Origin of the sequence: Alloalcanivorax mobilis, assembly GCF_002864685.1 — a bacterium.
Taxonomy (GTDB): Bacteria; Pseudomonadota; Gammaproteobacteria; order Pseudomonadales; family Alcanivoracaceae; genus Alloalcanivorax; species Alloalcanivorax mobilis.
Window position 1 is genome coordinate 172761 of sequence record NZ_NMQZ01000001.1, and the last position, 22468, is coordinate 195228.

Here is a 22468-nt window from a genome sequence, read left to right on the forward strand (position 1 = left end):
TTGTTAGTTGCACGCCTTCGACGGCGCTCACGGTCGTTCGCGTAATGACAACACCGCCTGACGTATCTGTTCACGGTTGACCGCCTGTGGCGCCACCGCCGTGCCAACGCTGAGTTTGATGCGCGACCAGAAGCGCTTCGGCGGCCGGCTCAGCGCCGGGCCGCCCTTATGACTGAAGAAACTACCCCATAGACCGGAAAGCGCCATGGGAATTACCGGTACCGGCGTTTCCTTTACAATTTTTTCCATGCCGCTTTTGAATTCCGCCAGTTCGCCGTCGCTGGTCAGCTTGCCTTCCGGGAACAGGCACACCACCTGGCCGTCCTCCAGTTCTTCGCGAATGCGCCGGAAAGCGGCCTGATAGACCTCGGGGTTACGTTCCTTGCTGTCGATGGGGATGGTTTTCCCGGTACGGAACAGAATATTCATCAGCGGCAGGTCGTAGATCGGCTTGGCCATGACAAAACGCGCCGGGCGCCGCACCGAGCCGCCGATCAGCAGGGCATCCACATAGCTGACATGGTTGCACACCAACAGGCAGGCGCCCTGGTCGGGAATGTTTTCCAACCCTTCCCGTTTCACCCGGTACAGGGTGTTGGTCAGCATCCAGATCAGCAGACGAATCAAAAATTCCGGCACCACCGTGTAGATGTAGATCGCCACCGCCACGTTGGCCACCGCCAGCACCAGGAAAAACTGTGGCACGCTAAGATCAAACACGCCCACCAACAGCATGCCGGCCACCGCGGAGCCCACCATGAACAGCGAATTAAGAATATTGTTGGCGGCGATGATTCTGGACAGATAACGCTGATCCGCCCGCTGCTGAATAAATGCGAACAGGGGCACGATGTAGAACCCGCCGAACACCCCGATGCCAAGCAGATCGATCAGCACGCGCACACCGGCGGGTTCGACGACAAAATTACTGATCGCCATGGTGACGCCGTGGGGCAGACCCGCGTAGGAAAAAAACAAGTCGATACCAAACGCACTCAGGCCGATTGAACCCAGTGGCACCAGACCCAGCTCGACCCGTTGGCCGGACATTTTTTCACACAAGAACGAGCCCAATCCGATGCCCACGGAAAACGTGCCCAGCAGCAGCGCGTACAAGCCGTCGGTACCCAGCAGGTAGTCATCCACGTAAACCTTTAGCTGAGTGGTGTAGGCGGCGCCGAGAAACCAGAACCAGGAGATCCCCAGCACCGAGATCCACACCGATTCGATGCGGCGGGCGTGGCCGACAATGCGCCAGGTTTCCGCCCACAGGTTCCAGTTCAGCTTGAGAGTGCTGTCCGCCGCCGGCGCCGAGGGAATCATCCGCGCGCACAGGTAGCCCAGCGCCGCCAGACCCACCACCGCGCCGGCGATGATTGCCGGGCTGGCGGCGTCCATTTTCAATAGAACACCGGAGATCGAGCCGAGCAGAATGGCCAGGAAGGTGCCCATCTCCACCAGGGCGTTGCCGGACACCAGCTCCTTGCTGGAAAGGCTTTGTGGAATGATCGAATACTTGATCGGGCCGAAGAACGTGGACTGCAAGCCCATCAGAAACAGCAGCGCCAGCAGAGCGTACACCGCGTTGAAAAAGAACGCGGCGCCGGCGCAGGCCATGATGATGATTTCCGCGAATTTGATCTTACGCAACAACCAGGCTTTCTCGTATTTGTCCGCCACCTGGCCGGCCAGCGCCGAAAACAGAAAAAACGGCAGAATGAACATGGCCAGGGCCAGATTGTTAAGGGTGTTCACGTCAACACTGGCCACCACCCCCGAGGCGATCAGCAAGATCAGCGCCTGGCGGAACACGTTGTCGTTGAAGGCACCCAGAAACTGGGTGAAAAAGAACGGCCCGAACCGGCGTTTCGCCAGCAGGGAAAATACGCGGTCGCTCATGCTTGGTTATTCCTTGACGGGAAATCGTCGGGGGCCGGGTCCCGAGTCACTGGCGGCGCACCCGGCCGCCGGCCGATCGGGCGCGCCGGATTGCCGGCGACAATGGTCCAGGGTGGCACATCCCGGGTCACCACCGCACCCATGCCCACCACGGCGTGATCGCCAATCCGTACGCCATCGACCACGCCCACCCGGGCACCCAGCCAGACGTCCCGGCCGATACGAATGCCCCTGGAGGTAACCGGTTGCGCGCGGATCGGCCGTGCGGCGTCGAGGCCGTGATCGAAGGCGTACAGGGTGCAATAGGAGGCGATGCGGGTCTCGTCACCGATGTCGATGCCGGCGGCGCCCCCTTCCAGGGTGACATGATGGTTCAGGCTAACGCCGTCACCCAGTCGAATGGGGCCATGCAGAACACATTCGGCGGCGATATGTGTGTGAGCGCCAACTTCTATGTCACGCCCCGGTTCGGCGAACAGGTGCGCCTCCGGAGCGACAAAACAGTGCGCGCCGAAGCGCACCGTTTCGAGGCGCTGCAACTCAGCCTGCACCATCTCTTGCCAGGGCAGGGCCCATTGCCGATGGCGTGGTTTCAGGCGCGCATAGAGCCAGGGCATGTAGGACAGCCGGCGCTGATGCTGCTGGCGATAGGGATCACTCATGGCGGTTCGCATTGGTTGCGTTGAGCGCATGCTACCCCATGGACCCGCCACCAGCACCGTGGCAGGCCAGAATCAGGCCGCGGCGGGCTCCACGCAGCGCACGAACTCACCCAGCAGCCCGGCGGCCTGGGGGCACTCGCGAACGTGGGGCAGGGCGTCGTCGGCCTGCTGGTCGCTGAGCCCGTGACCACGCATCGCCTGAACGTAGGCGCGTGTCACGTCGGCACTGAATTCCGGATGGAACTGGCACCCCCATACCGAGTTGCCATAGCGGAACGCCTGGCAGCTGTCATGGCCGGTGCTGGCCAGCACCTGCACGCCGGGCGGTGCGCTGAGCACCGATTGCCGGTGCATCATTTGCACCCAGGGCTGCTGCCAAAGCCCCGAAAACAGGGCATCGGCACGGGCCGCCTCGGTGAGGCGCAGGGCCACCGTGCCCACCTCCATGCCCAGAGGGTGGTCCGCGACTTCGCCGCCGAGCAGCCGCGCCAGCAACTGATGGCCGAAGCAGATGCCCAGCACCGGCAATGTCTCGCCCGGCGCAATCGCCCGTTCCAGCCAACGCACCAGACGACGCATCCAGGGCAGTTCATCACTGACCATGGCGTGCGAGCCACTGATCACTACCCCGCCCAGATCGGCGATTTCCGGCAATGGCGAATCGGCCAGCGCGTCCGTCACCTGGATCGGAATGCCATCGCCCAGACCGTGGGCGATCCACTGCTCGAAATCACCATAATGCTGCTTCAGGCTGGGGAAAGTGCTGCCGGCTTTGACAATCAGTATCGGTTTCACTGGTGGGGCCTCCGTTCCAGGCTTCCGTTTCTGGACATTCCGTTCATGGAGACTTACTGAGCAAAGGCCGTACCAGCTTCCGTGACTCAGCGTAAAAGCGAGCAAAAAAATGTGACCGGGCGCGCAGAGCGTTGCTCAGCGGACCAGAGCGGCGTGGCGATGACAGCTCACCAGATGGTCATTGACCAGGCCGGCGGCCTGCATAAAGGCATACATGATGGTCGGGCCGACAAAGCGGAAGCCCCGCTTTTTCAAATCCCGGCTGATCGCCTCGGCGGTGGGCGTGACCGCCGGCACCTCGGCGACGTCACGAAATTGATTGATTCGCGGTTCGCCATCCACGAAATCCCAAAGCAGGCGATCCAGGCTCGAGCCGGCTTCGCGCAGGGCCAGCCAGGCGCGGGCGTTGTCCACCGCCGCGCGCATTTTCAGGCGATTGCGGATCAGCCCGGCGTTGCCGAGCAGCTTCGCGATTCTGGCGTCGTCGTAACGGGCGATTTTTTCCGGATCGAAACCGTCCATCGCCTGCCGGTAATTTTCCCGTTTGCGCAATACCGTGATCCAGCTCAGCCCGGCCTGGGCCCCTTCCAGCAACAAGAACTCGAACAACCGACGTTCGTCGTGCTCGGGCACCCCCCACTCCTGATCGTGATAGGCCACGTAGAGGGGATCGGTGCCACACCAGGGGCAGCGTTCCATCAGGCATCTCCAGGTTAAAGGCGGCGCCCGGCCGGCCGGCGGGGATCGCGCGGCGGGCTTGAAAACAGCCCGTGGAATCAAGGGCTCACGGTATCACCGGCCCCGGGGTGACGCTATACTTGCCCCTCGATTTTGCACGCCGCGCGGTTCAGTTGGCGTGCCTCGAAACACTCAAATGCTTGGAACAACGGGAACAGTCATGGCGGATCAACCGCAAGCGGATGTCACAACCTTCCAGGGCCTGATTCTGGCTTTGCAGCAATATTGGGCGGAGCAGGGTTGCGTGGTGGTGCAGCCCCTGGATCTGGAAGTCGGGGCCGGCACGTTCCACCCTTCCACCTTTCTACGCGCCATCGGCCCGGAGAACTGGAACAGTGCCTATGTGCAGCCTTCACGCCGGCCCACCGATGGCCGCTATGGCGAGAACCCCAACCGCTTGCAGCACTACTACCAGTTCCAGGTGGTGTTGAAGCCATCGCCGGATAACATTCAGGAGCTGTATCTGAACTCCCTGCGCCGGCTGGGCTTTGATCCGCTGACCCACGATATCCGCTTTGTCGAGGACAACTGGGAATCACCCACCCTGGGCGCCTGGGGGCTGGGTTGGGAAATCTGGCTCAACGGCATGGAAGTGACCCAGTTCACCTACTTCCAGCAGGTCGGCGGCATCGACTGCTACCCGGTGACCGGCGAGATCACCTATGGCCTGGAGCGCCTGGCCATGTATCTGCAAGGTGTGGATTCGGTCTACGACCTGGTGTGGTCCGATGGCCCGTTTGGCAAAGTCACCTACGGCGATGTGTTCCTGCAAAACGAAATCGAGATGTCCACGTTCAATTTCGAGCACGCCAACGTGGACGCGCTGTTTGAACAATTCGATTTGTTCGAGCGCGAATCCGGCAAGCTGATCGAAGCGGGGCTGGCATTGCCCGCCTATGAATACGTTCTCAAAGCCTCCCATACCTTTAACCTGCTGGATGCGCGCAAAGCGATCTCGGTCACCGAGCGGCAGCGCTTTATTCTGCGCGTGCGCACCCTGGCCCGCGCGGTGGCTCAGGCCTATTTCGACACGCGCCGGCGGATGGGCTTCCCGATGGCCGATGCCGCCCTGCGCGAGGAAGTCGAGACCGAACTGCGCAAGCAGGATGAGAAGCAGGCGAAGAAGAACACCAAGAAGGGGGGGAACCCATAATGTCCCGAGATTTACTGATCGAACTGGGGACCGAAGAGCTGCCCCCGAAGGCCCTGCCCGCGCTGAGCGCGGCACTCAGCGACGAATTCGTGCGGCAGCTGGATGAAGCCGGCCTGCGCCACGGCGCCGTGGAGCGCTTCGCCACCCCCCGCCGCCTGGCGGTGCTGGTGCGCGATCTGGACGAAAAGCAAGCCGACCGGGACGTGGAGCGCCAGGGCCCGGCGGTGCAGGCGGCTTTTGACCAGGACGGCAAGCCCACCAAAGCGGCCGAAGGCTTCGCCGCCTCGCTGGGCCTGAGCGTCGACCAGCTCGATCGCCAGGACACCGGCAAGGGTGAACGCCTGGTGGCGAAAATCACCGAACAAGGCAAACCGACCGCCGATCTGGTCGCCGATTTTCTGGCCCAGGCGATTCAGAAACTGCCGATCCCCAAGCGCATGCGCTGGGGCCGCCGCCACGTTCAATTCGTGCGCCCGGCCCACTGGCTGGTGGCGCTGTTCGGCGACCAGACCGTGCCTTTTGAATTGCTTGATCTGCCGACCGGCCGCACCAGTTACGGCCACCGCTTTCACGCGCCCGGCGCCATCGAACTGGCCAACGCCGGCGAGTACGCACAGCGACTGGAGCAAGAAGGCCACGTGATCGCCGATTTCGATCGCCGTAAAGCACTGATCGAGGAACAGACCATCGCCGCTGGCAAACAGGCCGGCGGCACCGCGCAGATCAACCCGGAACTGCTCGACGAAGTCACCGCCCTGGTGGAGTGGCCGGTGGCGCTGGCCGGCGGTTTCGACGTGGATTTTCTGCGCGTGCCCCAAGAGGCGCTGATCAGCGCCATGGAAGAGCATCAGAAATATTTTTCGGTCCTCGACGCCGACGGCAAGCTGATGTCCACCTTTATCACCATCAGCAACATCGAATCCCGCGACCCGCGGCAGGTGATCGCGGGCAACGAGAAGGTGATCCGCCCGCGTCTCGCCGACGCCGCCTTCTTCTACGACAACGACTGCAAAAAGCCGTTGGCGCGGCACGCCGACGGCCTCGCCCAGGTGGTATTCCAGCAGAAACTGGGCACCCTGGCGGACAAATGCCAGCGCATCGGCCGGCTGGCCAGTGTGATCGCCAACCAGATTGGTGGCGACAGCGCCCTCGCCAAGCTGGCCGGTGAGCTCAGCAAAGCCGATTTGAACAGCGAAATGGTGTACGAGTTCGACACCATGCAGGGAATCATGGGCTACTATCTGGCACGCCGCGAAGGCCAGCCGGACGACGTCGCCGAGGCCCTGTACGAGCAGTATCTGCCCCGTTTCGCTGGCGACGCCCTGCCGCGCAGCAAGACCGGCATGGCGGTGTCCCTGGCCGACAAGATCGACACCCTGGTGGGCATTTTCGGCATCGGCCAGAAACCCACGGGCACCAAGGACCCCTACGCGCTGCGCCGCGCCACCCTGGGCGTGTTGCGCATTATTATCGAAAACCAGCTGGACCTGGATATCTACGAGCTTCTCCACGAAGCCGCCCAGTCTCTCAGTGGCAAAATCGACTCCGCCCACGTTCAGGACGCCTACGACTTTATCAAGGGCCGCTACCGCGCCATGTACCAGGAGCAGGGCATCGCCACGCCGGTGATTCTGTCGGTGCTGGCCATCGACGACGCCTGCCGCAGGCCGTTGGATTTCGACCGCCGGGTGAACGCCGTGGCCGCCTTCCAGCAGCGCGACGAAGCCCAAGCGCTGGCCGCCGCCAATAAGCGCGTGTCCAACATTCTCGCCAAGCTGGAACAGGCGCCACCGGAGGAAATCGACGGCGCCCTGCTGGAAGAGCCCGCCGAGCAGACCCTCACCGATCTGGTGGTGGATGCCTACGAACGTTCCGAGCCCCTTTTGGAACAGGGCGACTACCAGTCGGTCCTGGCCATGCTGGCCGAATTGCGCGAGCCGGTGGACGCCTTCTTCGACCAGGTGATGGTGATGGCCGAAGACCCGGCGGTGCGCGCTAACCGTCTGGCGTTGCTGACCTTTTTGCGCGATCTGTTCCTCAACGTGGCGGACATCAGCCTGCTGCAGGAATAAGCCGGCCCGGTGCCGCCGCCTTGGCGGCGGCGTGCCGGCACGCCCCTGCCTTGAGATCCGGCCTCACAGACACCACCAGGGAAGGATCACACTGACAAGGAGCGTTCCATGCGCATCGACCTATCTGGAAAAAAAGCGGTGATCTCCGGCTCCACGGCGGGGATCGGTTTTGGCATCGCCCGGGGGCTGGCCGCCGCCGGCGCCGATGTGGTGATCACTGGTCGTGAACGTGACCGGGTGGATCAGGCGCTCGCCAGCCTGACCAAGGCCTTCCCCGACATCCACGCCGAAGGGGTCGCCGCCGACCTGGGCACCGCCGAAGGCTGCCAGGCGCTGATTGCCGCCCACCCGGAGGCGGACATTCTGGTCAACAACGTGGGGATTTTTAAACCCACGCCCTTTTTTGAAATCGAGGATCACGACTGGGAAAGTTTTTTCCAGGTCAACGTGATGAGCGCGGTGCGCCTGTCCCGGCACTACGCCCAGGGCATGCGTGATCGGGATTGGGGCCGGGTGCTGTTTCTTTCCAGTGAATCCGCGCTCAATATCCCCACCGAAATGGTGCACTACGGCATGACCAAAACAGCGGTGCAGTCGATCTCGCGGGGGTTGGCCAAGGTGCTCACCGGCACCCGCGTCACCGTGAACGCGGTGCTGCCCGGCCCGACCCGCTCCGAGGGGGTCGGTAAAATGCTTCAGGAGATGGCCGAGGAGCGCGGCCTGAGCGGCGCGGAAATGGAAGAGCGCTTTATCGAGGAAAACCGCCCCAGCTCCATCATCCATCGGGTGGCCGACGTGGAGGAAGTCGCCAATATGGTGGTGTACCTGGCTTCGCCACAGGCTTCCGCCACCACCGGCGCCGCCTTGCGCGTGGAGGGAGGCATCGTGGACACCATGGCCTGACCGGCCCCGGGTCCGTTACCACAGCAAAGGCTTTTGAATGCAAAACCGCCTGATTATTCTCGACCGGGACGGCGTCATCAACGAAGACTCCGACGCCTATATTAAATCGCCGGCGGAATGGCTGCCGCTGCCTGGCAGCGCCGAGGCCGTCGCCCGACTCAATCGGGCCGGCTACCAGGTGGTGTTGGCCACCAACCAGTCCGGGGTGGCGCGGGGCTATTATGACCTTGATGTCCTGGCGGCGATCCACGATAAAATGAATCGCCACCTGGCCACCCACGGCGCCCACCTGGACGGCCTGTACGTGTGCCCCCACGGGCCCGATGACGATTGCCCGTGCCGCAAACCGAAGGCCGGCCTGGTGGACCAAATTGTTGCCGATTATGGCGATGTCACCCATTGCCCCATGGTCGGTGATAGTCTTAGAGACCTTCAGGCAGGAGCAGCCCGTGGCTGCCGTCCGGTTCTGGTGCTCACCGGTAAAGGCCGGCGGACCCTGGAAAAAGGCCTGCCCGCGGACCTGGGCCCGGTGGAGGTGCATGACACCCTCGCCGGGTTCGTCGATCAGTTTCTCAAGGATGCTCCATGAACCAAGCCGCCGGCGATGTCCGTATTACTCCTGGCATCCGCGTACGCAGCGCCCTCTTTTTTATTCTTTATAATCTCACCGGCATTGTTCACAGCATTCTCTGTGTATTGATCTGCCCGTTTCTGTCGTTTGAAAAGCGGTACCGTTTCGTCAACCTGTGGACCCGTTTCGCCATGTGGCTGCTGGGCGTCCTGAACGGCGTGCGCATCAATATCGAAGGCTATGAAAACATTCCCGATCAGCCGGTGGTGCTGATGTCCAACCACCAGAGCAGCTGGGAGACGTTTTATATGCAGATCCTGGTCTCTCCGCAGGCGATGGTGTTGAAACGGGAACTGCTGTGGTTGCCTTTCTTTGGTTGGGGGCTGGCGATGCTCAATCCGATCAAGATCGATCGCAGCAAAGGCCGAGCGGCGCTCAAAGCCGTGCTCAGCCAGGGCGATGACCGCCTCAAGCGCGGCATCCCGGTGGTCATCTACCCGGAAGGCACGCGACAGCCGCCGGGCACCCTTGGGCATTTCAATCACGGTGGCGCGCTGCTCGCCTGCCGCAGTAAGGTGCCGATCATCGCGGTGTCACACAACAGCGGCGATTGCTGGCCGGCCCGTTCCGGGCTGCGTCTGCCCGGCGAGATCACGTTGCGCTTCAGCCCGCCGATCGCCACCGAAAGCGGCGATACCAAGGCGGTCAGCGCGGCGGTTCGCGACTGGATCGAAGCGAACTATCCCGGCCAGTGGAAAACACCAGGTTCCGATTGAGCGGGCCGCCGGGCCCCGTTAACGGCCGATGAAATGTTAAAACGATGTCCAGATATTAATGTTTTTTATTGATTGATTGAACAAAAACGCTCGTCGATAATTGCCTTTCACCCGGATAGTAATTACAGTTTGCGCCGGATAGCCGAGTTCACTGAACAGGAATACCCCCGATGGATATTAATCTTGACGCTCTTTCCGTTGATGAACTGGAAAAGCTGATTAAACAGGCTCAGAAAAAGCTCGAAAAGAAACGCATGGATGCGGTGAAGAACGCCCAGGCTGAAATTGGGAAAATCGCCAAGGATCTCGGCGTATCCGTGGAAGAGCTGCTTCAGGAGAAAACCACCCGTAAGAAAGCGGCTCGCAAAGGCGCCCGTAAAAAGCCCAAGGCGGCGGGTGTGCGCAAACCGGCTCGGGTCAAGTACCGCAATCCGGTGGACAGCTCGCAGACCTGGACCGGCCGTGGCAAGCGCCCGGTTTGGCTGCGCGAAGCACTGGAAAATGGCGCCAGCCTGGAAAGCTTCGAAGTGTGATCCCCGACGGGCCGGTGTTTCGCGGATTCACCGGCTCGTTTATTCACAGCGGCCATTTTGCTATTTACCGACGGCCCGTTTAAATCAACGCGCTGTCAATCTCTATACTGCCCGACAGGATTTTATGCGTCGGACAGGCATTGGCGATTTGCAGCAACCTGCTGCGTTGCTCCTGATCCAGCCCACCGTGTAATGTGATCCGCCTCACCAGCAGGGTAGAGCCGTCTTCCGGTTTACCTTCGGGATTCATCGTCACCTTCACCTCCAGACTCTCCAGCGGCCATTGTTTACGGGCCGCGTACATGCGCAGGGTGATCGCGGTGCAGGCGCCCAGGCTCGAGCACAACAAATGCATCGGCGTGGGCGCGCTGTCGCCACCGCCCACCGCCTGTGGCTCGTCCGCGAACCAGCGATGGCCGCCATCACTGATTTCCATCCGATAAGGCGTGCCGGTGTCAGCGACCGTGACCGTGGGGGTGTCCATATGCGCTCCTTATGGCTCAGGGAAACGTGCCCTTGGATATTCCCCTTACGATACCCCCGCCCCGGACATAGGGGAACGCACTTGCCCGGGCTGAGAAAGAACAGTTCGGAAAGTGACAGCCAGATCGGGTCAGCCAGACCGGGTCAGGCAAAAGCGGGGCAGGGTGATGCAATCTGGAGAGCGCGCGGGCCGGGGCCCGCGCGCCTTTCGATCAGATGTCCAGGTTGGAGACCTGCAGCGCGTTGGATTCGATGAATTGACGACGCGGGTCCACGTCGTCGCCCATCAGGGTGGTGAAGATCTGGTCCGCGGCAATCGCGTCTTCCACCGTCACCTGGAGCATACGGCGGGATTCCGGGTCCATGGTCGTCTCCCACAACTGGTCGGCGTTCATCTCACCCAGCCCTTTGTAGCGTTGCACGCTGGTGCCCCGGCGAGCCTGTTGCATCAGCCAGTCCAACGCTTCGGCGAAATGGCGGATCGGGCGGCGGCTTTCGCCACGCTCAATCGCCGCGTCCGCGGCGAGAAGGCCTTCCAGTTTTTCTCCCAAATGGCGGATTTTTGCGTAATCCGGGGATTGGAGAAATTCCAAAGATACACGGTATTCACGGGGTATACCGTGAGCGAGTACTTGCACACGTGGCAGGAACAGACCCCGCTCCGCATCCGCTTCCGCGGTAATGGTGTAATGCTGAGTGCCGTCGGTCAGCCGTTGCACGCGCTCGCCCAATTGCTGACACCACTGAGCCATAAAGGCCTGATCGGTGTGGCGCTCGCTGGTCAGCGAGGACATATAGATCATTTGCTCAAGCACCACCGCGGGGAACACCCGCGATTGCCGGTCCACGATCTTCATTACCTTGCGGTATTCGTCGATCAGGTTCGCCAGCGGCTCACCGCTGATCGGCGGAGCGTCATCGCCAGGGTAAAGCGCGGTTTTGTCCAGCGCCAGGGTGGTCAGATAGTCCTCCAGCGCCGGGTCGTCCTTGATGTAGGTTTCCTGCTTGCCCTTCTTGACCTTGTACAGCGGCGGCTGAGCAATGTAGATGTAACCCCGGGTCACCAACTCCGGCATTTGCCGGAAGAAGAAGGTCAGTAGCAGAGTGCGGATGTGGGAGCCATCCACGTCCGCATCGGTCATGATGATGATGCGGTGATAACGCAGCTTCTCGATGTTGTACTCGTCACGGCCGATACCACAGCCCAGAGCGGTAATCAGCGTGCCTACTTCCTGGGAAGACAGCATCTTGTCGAAACGGGCTTTCTCCACGTTCAGGATCTTACCCTTGAGCGGCAGAATCGCTTGATATTTCCGGTCCCGGCCCTGTTTGGCGGACCCGCCGGCGGAGTCACCCTCCACGATGTACAACTCGGACAGCGCCGGGTCTTTTTCCTGGCAGTCGGCCAGCTTGCCAGGCAGCCCGGCGATGTCCAGGGCTCCCTTACGCCGGGTCATATCGCGGGCTTTGCGGGCGGCGTCCCGGGCACGGGCGGCATCGATGATCTTTTGAACGATCACCTTGGATTCGCTGGGGTGTTCGAGCAGATAGTCCTGGAACTTCTCCGCCATGGTCTGTTCCACCGCGCTCTTCACCTCGGAGGAAACCAGTTTGTCCTTGGTTTGGCTGGAGAACTTCGGGTCCGGTACTTTCACCGAAATCACCGCGGTCAGCCCTTCACGAGCATCGTCACCGGTGGGGCTGGCTTTCTCTTTCTTGAGAAACCCTTCTTTGTCCATGTAGTTGTTCAGAGAACGGGTTAATGCGGCCCGGAAGCCCGCCAAATGGGTGCCGCCGTCCCGCTGGGGAATGTTGTTGGTGAAGCAGAACAGGTTCTCCTGGTAGGAGTCGTTCCACTGCATCGCCACTTCCACCCCAATGCCGTCTTCCCGTTCCAGCTGGAAGTGAAACACTTCGTTGAGCGCGGTCTTATTCTGGTTCAGGTAGGTCACGAAGGCGCTCAGGCCGCCGTCGTACTGGAAGATATCTTCATCGCCGGAGCGTTCATCGTTGAGATGAATGCGCACCCCGGAGTTCAGAAAGCTCAACTCGCGCAGGCGTTTGGCCAGAATGTCGTAATGAAACTTGATGTTGGTAAAGGTCTCGGCGGACGGGCGAAAATGCACGGCGGTGCCGGTGCTGTCGGTGCTGCCGACCACATCCATGGGCTTTTCCGGCACCCCATGTACGTAGCGCTGCTCGTAGACGCTGCCATTGCGGCGAATGGTCAGTTTGAGGCTTTCGGACAGGGCATTCACCACCGAAACCCCAACACCGTGCAAGCCGCCAGAGACCTTATAGGAGTTATCGTCGAATTTACCGCCGGCGTGCAGCACCGTCATAATTACCTGGGCAGCGCTGACGCCTTCCTCTTCATGGATGTCCACGGGAATACCGCGCCCGTTATCGGAGACGGAGATCGACTCATCCGGGTGAATCGTCACCTTGATCTCCGAGCAGTGACCGGCCAGAGCCTCATCGATGGAGTTATCGACCACTTCGAAGACCATATGGTGAAGGCCGGTGCCGTCATCCGTATCGCCGATATACATGCCAGGACGTTTGCGTACGGCGTCCAGACCCTTCAGCACTTTAATGCTGGATGAATCGTAGTTTTTCTCCGCCATGTCTTTCCCTTTATGAATCGAACGATATCCGCTGAACCCGACCATGTTCCACGTGGAACATTCTGGCCTCAGCACTGCTGTTTCCAAGCCCCGCGGGGGCCAGTTGTTCCCGATCCACCGCGGTAATGAGCGTTTGATGACTGCCCGATGCCAGATACCGAAGCAGAGTACTTCGATGCTCCTGATCCAACTCCGAGCCCAAATCGTCCACCAGAAGAGTGCACACTTTGCCCGCCTGGGCAATCAACGGCAGCTGGGACAACACCATGGCATAGGCAAGAATCTTTGCCTGGCCACGGGAAACCCGATCCCGAGCCACCGTACCATCGACGGTGATCTTCAAATCGGAGCGGTGGAATCCGGTATGGGTAAACCCTCTCCGGAAGTCCTCGTCCCGGGTACGCTCCAGGGCGGACAGATAACTCTCGCCAGGGCGCAGACCCGTTTGAAGGGCCACGCCGCCTTTCAGGCCGGGCGCCAGAAGCCTGAGTATCTCCAGCCAGTGGGCTTTTAAGCGCGCCAAGTACGCTCTGCGTAGCTGGTCAATACTATCAGAACTGGCGGAGAGTTTCTGGTCCCAGTAGAGCAGCTCCCTCGGTCCTACCTTGCCCGAACGGAGCAGGGCGTTTCTCTGTCTCAGGGCCAGGCTGGCCTCTTTCCAGACAGGCAGGAAAGAATGTTCCACGTGGAACATTCCCCAATCCAGAAAACGGCGGCGCAGCGCGGAGGCGCCAAAAACAAGCTCCACCGACTGAGGATGCAGAGCCAACACCGGTAGAAGGGCGGCCACATCGCTGAGCGCGGCCGGCGTGGCACCATCCAGTTTCAACGACTCAATACCCGAAGGCGCCCGCCTGACACCCAACCGGTGCAGCCCCCCGCCGGCTTCCACCTCCGCGAACAACGTCGCGGATGCCGCTCCGTCCTTTACCAGCCGGGAGAGCCTTCCACCCCGGAAGGAGCGGCCGCCACTGCCAATAAAGTAGATCGCCTCCAACAGGCTGGTCTTGCCGCTGCCGTTATCGCCGAACACGATATTCAGCCCCGGGCCGGGCTCGAAATGGGCCTGCTGATAATTTCGGAAGTCGGTGAGGCGGAGGGAGGCAAGCATCGGGGGAGGGGGGTTGGCCGGGCCGACACTCCCCGAAGGGAAGCCGCTGCCCGGCCCGCAGGCGTTACAGACGCATCGGCATAACGACGTACAGCGCCGACGGCTGTTCCGGGTCCGTGACCAGGGCACTGCTGTTGCTGTCGCCCAACTCCAGCTGCACCTGGCTGCCGTTCACGGTATTGAGCACATCCAACAAGTAGCTGACGTTAAAGCCGATTTCCAGCGGGCTGCCGCCGAAATCCACCGATACTTCTTCTTCCGCTTCTTCCTGCTCCGGGTTGTTGGCAACGATGCGCAAGCTGCCTTCGGACAACTGCACGCGAACGCCACGATATTTCTCATTGGAGAGAATCGCCACCCGGCTGAGGGCCTGGCGCAGGGTATCCCGGTCAGCGATGACCGTGCGGGAGCCGTCCTTGGGAATCACCCTCTCGTACTCCGGGAACTTGCCGTCCACCAGCTTCGAGGTAAAGGTAATGCTGCCCACGACGATACGAACGTGGTTGCGGCCCAGGGTGAAACGCACGTTCTCGCCGGCATCACCGAGAATCCGTGACAGCTCCATCACGCCCTTGCGCGGCAGAATCACCGCGGCTTCCTGATTCTGGCCTTCCAGGGTAGCGTCACAGAGCGCCAGGCGGTGGCCGTCGGTGGAGACCGCCCGAAGCATGTCCGGGCGCAGCTCGAACAACATGCCGTTCAGGTAGTAACGGACATCCTGCTGAGCCATGGAGAAAGCGGTATGTTCGATCAACTGACGCAGGGTGCCCGGCGCGATCTCCAACACCGAGCCACTGTTGTCTTCGTCCTGGTTGGGAAATTCCGATGCCGGCAGCGTGGATAAGGTAAAACGGCTGCGCCCGGAGCGCACCAGCATTCTCTCACCGTCCACCTCGAAACGAATGTCCGCCTCCGCGGGCAGGCTCTTGGCGATGTCCACCAGCTTGCGGGCCGGCACGGTAGTCTCGCCACCCTGGTGCTCCCCTTCCAGGACCAGGCGCGCCACCAGCTCCAGTTCGAGATCCGTTCCGGTCAGGGAAAGCTGGCCATCGCTCACTTCCATAAGCACGTTGGACAGGACCGGCAGGGTCTGGCGTTTTTCAACCACCGCGGCCACCTGCTGAAGAGGCTTAAGCAGTTGCTCACGGTTGATGGAGAATTTCATGTCGCTTTCCCATTGTCAGTGATCAGGACGTCAAGGTCCGTAACAGGTTTTGATAGTCTTCTTCTATTTCCGGGTTGGTCTCGCGAAGTTGCAGCACTTTGCGGCATGCATGCAACACCGTGGTGTGGTCGCGGCCCCCGAAATTCTCGCCGATCTCAGGCAGACTGTGGCTGGTGAGCTCCTTGGAGAGCGCCATCGCCACCTGACGCGGTCTCGCCACCGACCGAGTCCGGCGGGGCGAATGCAGGTCGGGCACTTTGATCTTGTAATACTCAGCGACGGTGCGCTGAATATTATCAATACTGATCTGCCGGGCCTGCAATGCGATCAGGTCCTTGAGGGCTTCCTTGATCAGGCCCACATCAATCTGCTCACCGGTGAAGCGCACATGGGCAATCACCCGGCGCAACGCCCCCTCCAGCTCCCGCACGTTGGAACGTATGCGCTGGGCAATAAAAAAGGCGGCATCGTTGGGAAGCTCCACCCGGGCTTCCTCGGCCTTTTTCTTCAGAATCGCCACCCGGGTCTCTAGCTCCGGCGGCTCCAACGGCTGCGACAGGCCCCACCCGAACCGGCTTTTAAGCCGCTCCTCCAGGCCGTCCACCTCTTTGGGAAACTTATCGCAGGTGAGGATGATCTGCTGACCGTTCTCAAGCAACGCATTGAAGGTGTGAAAGAACTCTTCCTGCGACTGCTCTTTACCTGCAAAAAACTGTATATCATCGATCAGCAACGCGTCCACCGATCGGTAGAAGCGTTTGAACTCGTTGATGGTCTTGTTGCGCAAAGCCGAGATCATATCCGCCACGAAACGCTCGCTGTGCAGGTAGACCACCTTGGCGTTCGGGTTGCGCCGCAACAGCTCGTTGCCCACCGCGTGCATCAGGTGGGTCTTACCCAGGCCCACGCCGCCATATAGAAGAAGCGGGTTATAACCATGGCTGGCGGGATTCTCCGCCACCTGCTGGGCGGCCGCGCTGGCCATGCGGTTCGACTTGCCCTCCACAAAGGTCAGGAAGGTGAACCCGGTGTTCAGGTTACTGCGATGCTTGGCCGCGCCGCCAAGCTCCGCTGGAGCGCTCCTGGGCCGCCTCTCGAGGGCGCCTTCGGGTTCCCGGGGCGGGGGCTGCCGGGGCTCCACCGCGGGCGGCTGCATGCGTGAGCTGCCCACCTCGATCCGGAGCTGCGGCAAGGGGCCCGTTTGCAACTCGCCAAGCACCTCGCCGATGCGCTCCAGAAACTTATCACGAACCCAGTCCACCACGAACCGGTTGGGCGCGAACAGGGTCAATTCGGCACCGTCTCCGGATGCGGTCACCTGCAAAGGCCGTATCCACATGTTGAACTGCTGTGACGGCAATTCGTCCTCGAGCCGCGTCAGACAGCGATTCCAAAGATCCTCGGACACTTCCCCGCCTTTGCCAAACCGTGAATTGAACGTCGCATTCTATACCCTCAAGGCTGCAATTATCCACAGCCCGGCCCGGATTTTTCGGGGCCTTCAGCCTGTGGATAACCACGGCCATAACCCTGTGCGCGAGCGGTCTTGAACCCTGGGGACAAACCGGTGGGCGGATTCCATCCACACTCTGTCACCGCTTATCCGCATACTGTCACCAGAACTTACACACAGCTGTACGTGGGTTACCCACACGCCATCTCACTGATTCCATTAATGATTCCAGGGTTTTCCACAGAAAGGGGCTTCCCCTATAACTACTACTATCACTAAAAACATTTAAATACTTAAATCTGTTTGTAGTGCATCGCATGAAACCCGAACCCGTTGACAACCCCCCATGCCAGGGCTATTATCCGCGCCCTCTTTCGACTCCGTATTCCACTTGGGGATGACGCCATGAAACGGACATTCCAGCCGAGCAATCTGAAGCGCAAGCGCAACCACGGCTTTCGCGCCCGCATGGCTACCAAAAGCGGCCGCAAAATTCTTGCAGCCCGTCGTGCCAAAGGCCGTAAGCGCCTGTCGGCATAAGTTGCTGTGTGCGCTGATGACTTCACCTTTCGTATATTGACGAATGGTTAACCCATCAGCGCCAGCTCCTTCAGAGTCCCTCTGCTTTACCCGCTCACAACGGTTGCTGAGCGCCAGTGAATTCCAGGCCGTGTTCGACGCCCCGGACGGGCGTGTTTCCGATCGGTATTTTCTGATTCTCGCGCGGCGCAATACCCTTAATCAGGCCCGGCTGGGTCTGGTGATCGGTAAAAAAAAGGCGCGCAAAGCCGTTGATCGCGGCGCGATCAAACGCCGGGCTCGCGAGCAATTCCGATTGCGCCAACAGCAGCTGGCCGGCCTTGATCTGATTATCCTTCTTCGCGGTTCCTGTCCCGAGAAAGGAGGACGTTCCCTCACTCCCGAGCTGGAGTGCCTCCTGGACAAGTTGCTTGCCAAGCGTGGGCAAGACTGAGAAACTGCCGTCCGCTTTTCACGCCAGAAATCTAATCTGACTATGGATATCCCCCGCGCGCTCGTTATCACCGGCATTGCCGTTGTCTCTTACCTGATGATTCAGGCCTGGCAGCGGGACTATATCTCGCCGCAAACCGTCGCCACGGAACAACAGGCGGCCGCGCCGGGTGATCATGGCGATGGCGACCTTCTTCCCGAACCCCACAGTGACAACAGCGCCGCGGTGCCGGATCTCGCCGAAGACGGCAAGCAGCCTTCCAGCGTCACGCCCCCCGCCACCGGGCAGGCGGACAATGCTGGTAACCGAGACAACACCATCCGTGTCAGCACCGATGTGCTGTCGTTCCGAATCAATCCCAAGGGCGGCGACATCGTGCGGGTGGCTCTGCCCAAATACCCCCGCCACGTGAACACCCCCGATCAGCCCTTCGTGCTGATGCAGAACGACGCCACCCATACTTATATGGTGCAGAGCGGCCTGGTCGGCAAGAACGGCACCGACACCGCCGCGGGGCGACCCACTTGGAACGCGGCGCAAAACAGCTACCAGCTGGGCGAAGGCGAGAAAGAACTGAACGTCGACCTGACCCTGGAGCAGGGCAACGGCGTACAGATCGTCAAGCGGTATACCTTTGAGCGCGGCAGTTATCTGGTGCGCGTCAGCCATATCGTGCGCAACCAGTCCGCGCAGACCTGGCAAGGCGCGCTCTACGGGCAGATCAAACGCGACGGCAGTGACGATCCGGGCGTGTCCCACCGTGGTTTCGCACCGATGCCCACCTATCTGGGCGCGGCCTACTGGAGCCAGGATAAGCCGTACAACAAGCTGCGCTTCGATGACATGAAAGAGCAGCCGCTGAAGATCACCCAGGAAGGTGGCTGGGTGGCGATGATCCAGCATTACTTCCTGTCCGCCTGGGTTCCCGACCCGCAGGTCAATTACACCTATTCCACTGTCTATCAGCCGAAGAGTGACCAGTTCCTGCTGCGGTTCGTATCCCCGCAGATGGAAGTGAAGCCCGGCGAAGAGAAAGTGCTTTACGCCGAGCTGTACACCGGCCCGAAGATCCAGGACCGGCTTGAGTCGATCAGCCCGGGCCTGAACATGACCGTCGATTACGGCTGGCTGTGGTTTATTTCCCAGCCGATCTTTGCCCTGCTGGTGTTCCTGCAAAGCGGCAAGGTGTCGGTGTTCGGTCTGGATATTGACCTGGGCTTCGGGGTCGGCAACTGGGGCGTGGCGATTATCCTGCTCACCTTCATCATCAAGTCCCTGTTCTTCAAACTCAGCGCCACCAGCTATCGCTCCATGGGCAAGATGCGTAAGGTGGCGCCGGAAATGCAGCGCATCAAGGAAGAGTTCAAGTCCGACAAGCAGCGCCAGCAGCAGGAAACGATGAAGTTGTTCCAGCGCGAGAAGATCAATCCGCTGGGCGGCTGTCTGCCGATGATCGTGCAAATGCCGGTGTTCATCGCGCTCTACTATGTGCTGCTGGAGTCGGTGGAGCTGCGTCAGGCGCCGTTCTTCCTGTGGATCAACGACCTGTCGGTGATGGACCCTTACTTCGTACTGCCGATTCTGATGGGCGCGTCCATGTTCCTGCAGACGCGCCTCAACCCGGCGCCGGCGGACCCCACCCAGGCCCAGGTGATGAAGTACATGCCCCTGGTGTTCGCGGTGTTCATGTTGTGGTTCCCGGCTGGTCTGGTGCTCTACTGGCTGACCAACAACCTGTTGTCGATCACTCAACAGTGGATCATTACCCGCCGCATTGAACGCGAGTAGAAAAAGGGGCTTCGGCCCCTTTTTTTGTGTCCGGACAGGAACACGGTAAAGTAGCCGCCGAGCGAATAAACACTGGAATGAGACCGCCCCGGCCTTGATCGCAACCCCGCTGCATTGAACCGCCATGTCCAACGTCTCCGAGACCATCGTCGCCGTCGCCACCGCCCCCGGCCGGGGTGGAGTGGGCGTGGTGCGCCTTTCCGGAACCCGTGCCCGGGAAATCGCGCTTCAGGTCGTCGGTGAGCGAACCCTTTCCCCACGAACAGTGCATTTTGCCCGCTTTACCGACCGCCAAGGCCAGGTGATCGACGAAGGCCTGGTGGTGTGGTTTCCCGCGCCCCATTCGTTCACCGGCGAAGAAGTGGTGGAACTGCAAGGCCATGGTGGCCCGGTGATTCTGGATCTCCTGGTGGAGACCTGTGTTCACCACGGCGCCCGCCCGGCCCAGGCCGGGGAGTTCTCGCAGCGCGCCTTTCTGAACGACAAAATGGACCTGACCCAGGCAGAGGCGATCGCCGATCTGATCGACGCTGGCACCCGCGCCTCGGCTCGCGCCGCCCTGCATTCCTTGCAGGGGGTGTTCTCCCGGGAAGTGAACACGCTGGTAGAGCAGTTGATTGCGCTGCGTATCTATGTGGAGGCGGCCATCGATTTTCCCGAGGAAGAAATCGATTTCCTCTCCGAGGGTGGGGTCGCCGATGATCTCCAGGCGCTGATCACCCAAGCGCGGACGGTGTTGGCCAGCGCCGAGCAGGGGCGGTTGGTGCGCGAAGGGCTGACGCTGGTGATCGCCGGCCGCCCCAACGCCGGGAAGTCGTCGCTGATGAACGCGCTGGCCGGCTATGACGCGGCCATTGTCACCGAGGTCGCGGGTACCACCCGGGATGTGCTGCGCGAAGCGATTCAGCTGGATGGCATGCCGCTCAATCTGATCGACACCGCCGGCCTGCGCGACAGCCCGGACCGCATTGAGCAAGAGGGCATTCGCCGCGCCTTCGCGGAAATCCGCAAGGCCGACCGCTTGCTGGTGGTGGTGGATTCCGCCGATTTCCCCGAGGATCTGGATAACCTGCCGGCGTTGCTGCCGCAAAGCCAGCAGCAGCTGGATGACCTGGACCTGCCCATCACCCGGGTGCTCAATAAAGCGGACGTCAGCGGCATGGCCGCCGGCGCCTCGCCGGATTATCGCGATACCTTCGTGATCTCCGCGGCCACCGGCGCCGGGTTGCCCGACCTGCGCGCCCATTTGAAACACGCCGCCGGCTATCAGGGCGCGGAGCAGGGGCGCTTTTCCGCCCGCCGCCGCCACATTACCGCCTTGCAGCAGGCCCTGGCCGCGCTCGACAACGGACGCCGGCAACTGCTTGGCCACGCCGCCGGTGAATTGCTCGCCGAGGATTTGCGTGCCGCCCAGCAGGCCTTGGAAGAGATTACTGGTGCCTTCACGGCGGACGATCTTTTAGGGCGTATATTCTCGTCCTTCTGCATTGGTAAGTAACACGGCAACCTCTGAATAACGCCCCGATGGTTTTGCGGGGCGTGGTTCAGAGGTTGCCACGCCGTTCCGGCCCTTCCGGGGGTAACGGTATCATTCTTGCTGTGGCGTTCCCGGTTTCATTACCGGGAGCCCGGCGTGGTACGCGGACGGGAGGCACAACCGTGCAAGCCAGGGTGTGGCGCTTGGGGCGCCCGCCGATGGGAACCAAGAATAATCAGTTTGAGAGGTGGGCCATGGGGGAAAGCCAGGGTGACCCGACGCACTACAGGGATCGCTTTCAGCGCCGTCTTTTGCTGAAAACCCTGATGATCACCACGGCGCTCTCCGGGGTGCTGTTCTGTGTCATCAACCTGCAGCGTGGCGTTTATTTGCTCGGCGGCCTGGAACTGCTGGCGTCTTTTTTCTCATTGATCTTGCTGTGGGTGATCGGCCGCACCCGGCGGCTGCGGTTCTGGACGCTGGTCTATCTGCTGCCCTTCCTGAGCCTGATGATGCTGGCCATGGCTTTGCCCAGGACGCTGCCCACGGTGTTCCTCTGGGCCTATATCATTCCGGTGCTCAGCCACCTGCTGCTGGGCCGCCATCTGGGGTTGCTGGTGGCGTCGTTCTATATGCTCACGGCGCTGGTGATTTTCTTAACCAAATACGCGGGCAACCCGGATTTTATCAATACCGTTACGATGGCCAATATTCTGATCTCCGGGGTAGCCACGCTGGCGTTCACCCATGCCTATGAACGGGGCAGTGAACTGACCCGGGTGGACCTGATGAGGCTGGCCTCCACGGACCCGCTGACCGGGCTGGCCAATTTGTATCGCTTTCGCGAAACCTTTGAATACGAGAAAACCCGGGCGATCCGGCTGGGCGCGCCGTTGTCCCTGCTGGTGCTGGACCTGGACTGGTTCAAGCGCATCAACGACACCCAGGGCCATCAGGTCGGTGACCGGGTGTTGATCCATGTGGCCGCGCTGTTGCGCCGGCGGCTGCGCGCCACTGACCTGGCCTGCCGGGTAGGGGGCGAGGAATTCACCGTGTTGCTGCCGGACACCGGCCTGCGGGAGGCCGGTGTCGTGGCGGAAAAACTGCGTGGCCTGATCGCCTCGGAAGCGTATCGGCAAGGCGACATCCGCGTGCCGATGACCTGCAGCATCGGCGTGGCGCAATGGCAGGGTGGCAATGAAACCCTGGACGCGCTCTACCGGGTCGCCGACGCGCGCCTGTACAGCGCCAAGCAATCCGGGCGCAATGCGGTCGTCAGCGGCTGAGCG

At 61.2% G+C, this 22468-nt stretch carries 20 protein-coding genes; 11 read left to right on the forward strand and 9 right to left on the reverse strand.

Going from position 1 to position 22468, the window contains the following annotated elements; translation table 11 throughout:
* Positions 1 to 27: 27 nt before the first annotated feature.
* From CGS25_RS00840 to CGS25_RS00855, 4 genes are all read right to left on the reverse strand, one after another.
* Entirely contained in the window at positions 28 to 1899 is a 1872-nt protein-coding gene (locus tag CGS25_RS00840; RefSeq protein ID WP_101674249.1) for an MFS transporter, read from the reverse strand.
* On the reverse strand, positions 1896 to 2561 hold the full coding sequence (locus CGS25_RS00845; RefSeq protein ID WP_101674250.1) for an acyltransferase: 666 nt from the start codon (positions 2559 to 2561) through the stop codon (positions 1896 to 1898). Before CGS25_RS00845 ends, CGS25_RS00840 begins: the two co-directional genes overlap by 4 nt.
* 72 nt (positions 2562 to 2633) lie before the next feature.
* Positions 2634 to 3356, reverse strand: a complete 723-nt coding sequence (locus tag CGS25_RS00850; protein ID WP_089033897.1) for a glutamine amidotransferase — start codon at positions 3354 to 3356, stop codon at positions 2634 to 2636.
* A 135-nt stretch (positions 3357 to 3491) separates the two neighbouring features.
* Positions 3492 to 4055 (reverse strand): DNA-3-methyladenine glycosylase I, encoded by a 564-nt coding sequence (locus CGS25_RS00855; RefSeq protein WP_101674251.1) that lies wholly within the window; start codon positions 4053 to 4055, stop codon positions 3492 to 3494.
* 199 nt (positions 4056 to 4254) lie between these two features.
* Between CGS25_RS00855 and glyQ the strand changes: the two genes are divergently transcribed.
* The 6 genes from glyQ to CGS25_RS00885 all read left to right on the forward strand — a co-directional run bounded on the left by glyQ (position 4255) and on the right by CGS25_RS00885 (position 10102).
* Positions 4255 to 5247, forward strand: coding sequence for a glycine--tRNA ligase subunit alpha (gene glyQ, locus CGS25_RS00860; protein WP_089033895.1), 993 nt, complete (start codon positions 4255 to 4257; stop codon positions 5245 to 5247).
* Positions 5247 to 7319: a glycine--tRNA ligase subunit beta gene (glyS, locus tag CGS25_RS00865; RefSeq protein ID WP_101674252.1), complete on the forward strand. Its 2073-nt coding sequence runs from the start codon at positions 5247 to 5249 to the stop codon at positions 7317 to 7319. Before glyQ ends, glyS begins: the two co-directional genes overlap by 1 nt.
* 108 nt (positions 7320 to 7427) lie before the next feature.
* Positions 7428 to 8222: an SDR family NAD(P)-dependent oxidoreductase gene (locus CGS25_RS00870; RefSeq protein ID WP_089033893.1), complete on the forward strand. Its 795-nt coding sequence runs from the start codon at positions 7428 to 7430 to the stop codon at positions 8220 to 8222.
* Positions 8223 to 8259: 37 nt separating this feature from the next.
* On the forward strand, positions 8260 to 8811 hold the full coding sequence (gene gmhB / locus CGS25_RS00875; RefSeq protein ID WP_101674253.1) for a D-glycero-beta-D-manno-heptose 1,7-bisphosphate 7-phosphatase: 552 nt from the start codon (positions 8260 to 8262) through the stop codon (positions 8809 to 8811).
* Positions 8808 to 9569, forward strand: coding sequence for a lysophospholipid acyltransferase family protein (locus CGS25_RS00880; protein WP_089033891.1), 762 nt, complete (start codon positions 8808 to 8810; stop codon positions 9567 to 9569). The genes gmhB and CGS25_RS00880 overlap by 4 nt, the downstream gene beginning before the upstream one ends.
* Before the next feature lie 170 nt (positions 9570 to 9739).
* Positions 9740 to 10102 (forward strand): H-NS histone family protein, encoded by a 363-nt coding sequence (locus CGS25_RS00885; RefSeq protein ID WP_089033890.1) that lies wholly within the window; start codon positions 9740 to 9742, stop codon positions 10100 to 10102.
* 79 nt (positions 10103 to 10181) lie between these two features.
* Here the strand turns inward: CGS25_RS00885 and CGS25_RS00890 are convergent, their stop codons facing one another.
* The 5 genes from CGS25_RS00890 to dnaA form a co-directional block, all read right to left on the reverse strand.
* Positions 10182 to 10586 (reverse strand): OsmC family protein, encoded by a 405-nt coding sequence (locus tag CGS25_RS00890; RefSeq protein ID WP_101674254.1) that lies wholly within the window; start codon positions 10584 to 10586, stop codon positions 10182 to 10184.
* A gap of 211 nt (positions 10587 to 10797) precedes the next feature.
* Positions 10798 to 13212 (reverse strand): DNA topoisomerase (ATP-hydrolyzing) subunit B, encoded by a 2415-nt coding sequence (gene gyrB / locus CGS25_RS00895; protein WP_089033888.1) that lies wholly within the window; start codon positions 13210 to 13212, stop codon positions 10798 to 10800.
* A gap of 10 nt (positions 13213 to 13222) precedes the next feature.
* Entirely contained in the window at positions 13223 to 14323 is a 1101-nt protein-coding gene (recF, locus tag CGS25_RS00900; protein ID WP_101674255.1) for a DNA replication/repair protein RecF, read from the reverse strand.
* 64 nt (positions 14324 to 14387) lie between these two features.
* Positions 14388 to 15488, reverse strand: a complete 1101-nt coding sequence (dnaN, locus tag CGS25_RS00905) for a DNA polymerase III subunit beta (RefSeq protein WP_089033886.1) — start codon at positions 15486 to 15488, stop codon at positions 14388 to 14390.
* 22 nt (positions 15489 to 15510) lie between these two features.
* Positions 15511 to 16896 carry a chromosomal replication initiator protein DnaA gene (gene dnaA / locus CGS25_RS00910; RefSeq protein WP_089033885.1) on the reverse strand — a complete coding sequence of 462 codons (1386 nt, stop codon included), beginning with the start codon at positions 16894 to 16896 and terminating at the stop codon, positions 15511 to 15513.
* Positions 16897 to 17346: 450 nt separating this feature from the next.
* Here dnaA and rpmH point away from each other — a divergent pair, with 450 nt between their 5' ends.
* The 5 genes from rpmH (at position 17347) to CGS25_RS00935 (ending at position 22465) form a co-directional block, all read left to right on the forward strand.
* Complete coding sequence (rpmH, locus tag CGS25_RS00915; RefSeq protein ID WP_089033884.1) at positions 17347 to 17481, forward strand: 50S ribosomal protein L34; 135 nt, start codon at positions 17347 to 17349, stop codon at positions 17479 to 17481.
* Between the two features lie 43 nt (positions 17482 to 17524).
* Positions 17525 to 17914, forward strand: coding sequence for a ribonuclease P protein component (gene rnpA, locus CGS25_RS00920; RefSeq protein ID WP_101674256.1), 390 nt, complete (start codon positions 17525 to 17527; stop codon positions 17912 to 17914).
* A 42-nt stretch (positions 17915 to 17956) separates the two neighbouring features.
* Entirely contained in the window at positions 17957 to 19702 is a 1746-nt protein-coding gene (gene yidC, locus CGS25_RS00925) for a membrane protein insertase YidC (protein WP_089033882.1), read from the forward strand.
* 124 nt (positions 19703 to 19826) lie between these two features.
* Positions 19827 to 21200, forward strand: coding sequence for a tRNA uridine-5-carboxymethylaminomethyl(34) synthesis GTPase MnmE (gene mnmE, locus CGS25_RS00930; RefSeq protein WP_101674257.1), 1374 nt, complete (start codon positions 19827 to 19829; stop codon positions 21198 to 21200).
* Between the two features lie 233 nt (positions 21201 to 21433).
* On the forward strand, positions 21434 to 22465 hold the full coding sequence (locus CGS25_RS00935; protein ID WP_157933756.1) for a GGDEF domain-containing protein: 1032 nt from the start codon (positions 21434 to 21436) through the stop codon (positions 22463 to 22465).
* Positions 22466 to 22468 lie beyond the last annotated feature (3 nt).

What these genes read in the sequence shown, in the direction of transcription:
- CGS25_RS00890 (WP_101674254.1), bottom strand. Translation starts at nt 10,586, where the DNA reads ATGGACACCCCCACGGTCACGGTCGCTGACACCGGCACGCCTTATCGG.
- glyQ (WP_089033895.1), top strand. Translation starts at nt 4,255, where the DNA reads ATGGCGGATCAACCGCAAGCGGATGTCACAACCTTCCAGGGCCTGATT.
- CGS25_RS00840 (WP_101674249.1), bottom strand. Translation starts at nt 1,899, where the DNA reads ATGAGCGACCGCGTATTTTCCCTGCTGGCGAAACGCCGGTTCGGGCCG.
- rpmH (WP_089033884.1), top strand. Translation starts at nt 17,347, where the DNA reads ATGAAACGGACATTCCAGCCGAGCAATCTGAAGCGCAAGCGCAACCAC.
- gyrB (WP_089033888.1), bottom strand. Translation starts at nt 13,212, where the DNA reads ATGGCGGAGAAAAACTACGATTCATCCAGCATTAAAGTGCTGAAGGGT.
- rnpA (WP_101674256.1), top strand. Translation starts at nt 17,525, where the DNA reads ATGGTTAACCCATCAGCGCCAGCTCCTTCAGAGTCCCTCTGCTTTACC.
- gmhB (WP_101674253.1), top strand. Translation starts at nt 8,260, where the DNA reads ATGCAAAACCGCCTGATTATTCTCGACCGGGACGGCGTCATCAACGAA.
- mnmE (WP_101674257.1), top strand. Translation starts at nt 19,827, where the DNA reads ATGTCCAACGTCTCCGAGACCATCGTCGCCGTCGCCACCGCCCCCGGC.
- CGS25_RS00870 (WP_089033893.1), top strand. Translation starts at nt 7,428, where the DNA reads ATGCGCATCGACCTATCTGGAAAAAAAGCGGTGATCTCCGGCTCCACG.
- recF (WP_101674255.1), bottom strand. Translation starts at nt 14,323, where the DNA reads ATGCTTGCCTCCCTCCGCCTCACCGACTTCCGAAATTATCAGCAGGCC.
- yidC (WP_089033882.1), top strand. Translation starts at nt 17,957, where the DNA reads ATGGATATCCCCCGCGCGCTCGTTATCACCGGCATTGCCGTTGTCTCT.
- glyS (WP_101674252.1), top strand. Translation starts at nt 5,247, where the DNA reads ATGTCCCGAGATTTACTGATCGAACTGGGGACCGAAGAGCTGCCCCCG.
- CGS25_RS00885 (WP_089033890.1), top strand. Translation starts at nt 9,740, where the DNA reads ATGGATATTAATCTTGACGCTCTTTCCGTTGATGAACTGGAAAAGCTG.
- CGS25_RS00935 (WP_157933756.1), top strand. Translation starts at nt 21,434, where the DNA reads ATGGGGGAAAGCCAGGGTGACCCGACGCACTACAGGGATCGCTTTCAG.
- CGS25_RS00880 (WP_089033891.1), top strand. Translation starts at nt 8,808, where the DNA reads ATGAACCAAGCCGCCGGCGATGTCCGTATTACTCCTGGCATCCGCGTA.
- CGS25_RS00845 (WP_101674250.1), bottom strand. Translation starts at nt 2,561, where the DNA reads ATGAGTGATCCCTATCGCCAGCAGCATCAGCGCCGGCTGTCCTACATG.
- CGS25_RS00855 (WP_101674251.1), bottom strand. Translation starts at nt 4,055, where the DNA reads ATGGAACGCTGCCCCTGGTGTGGCACCGATCCCCTCTACGTGGCCTAT.
- dnaN (WP_089033886.1), bottom strand. Translation starts at nt 15,488, where the DNA reads ATGAAATTCTCCATCAACCGTGAGCAACTGCTTAAGCCTCTTCAGCAG.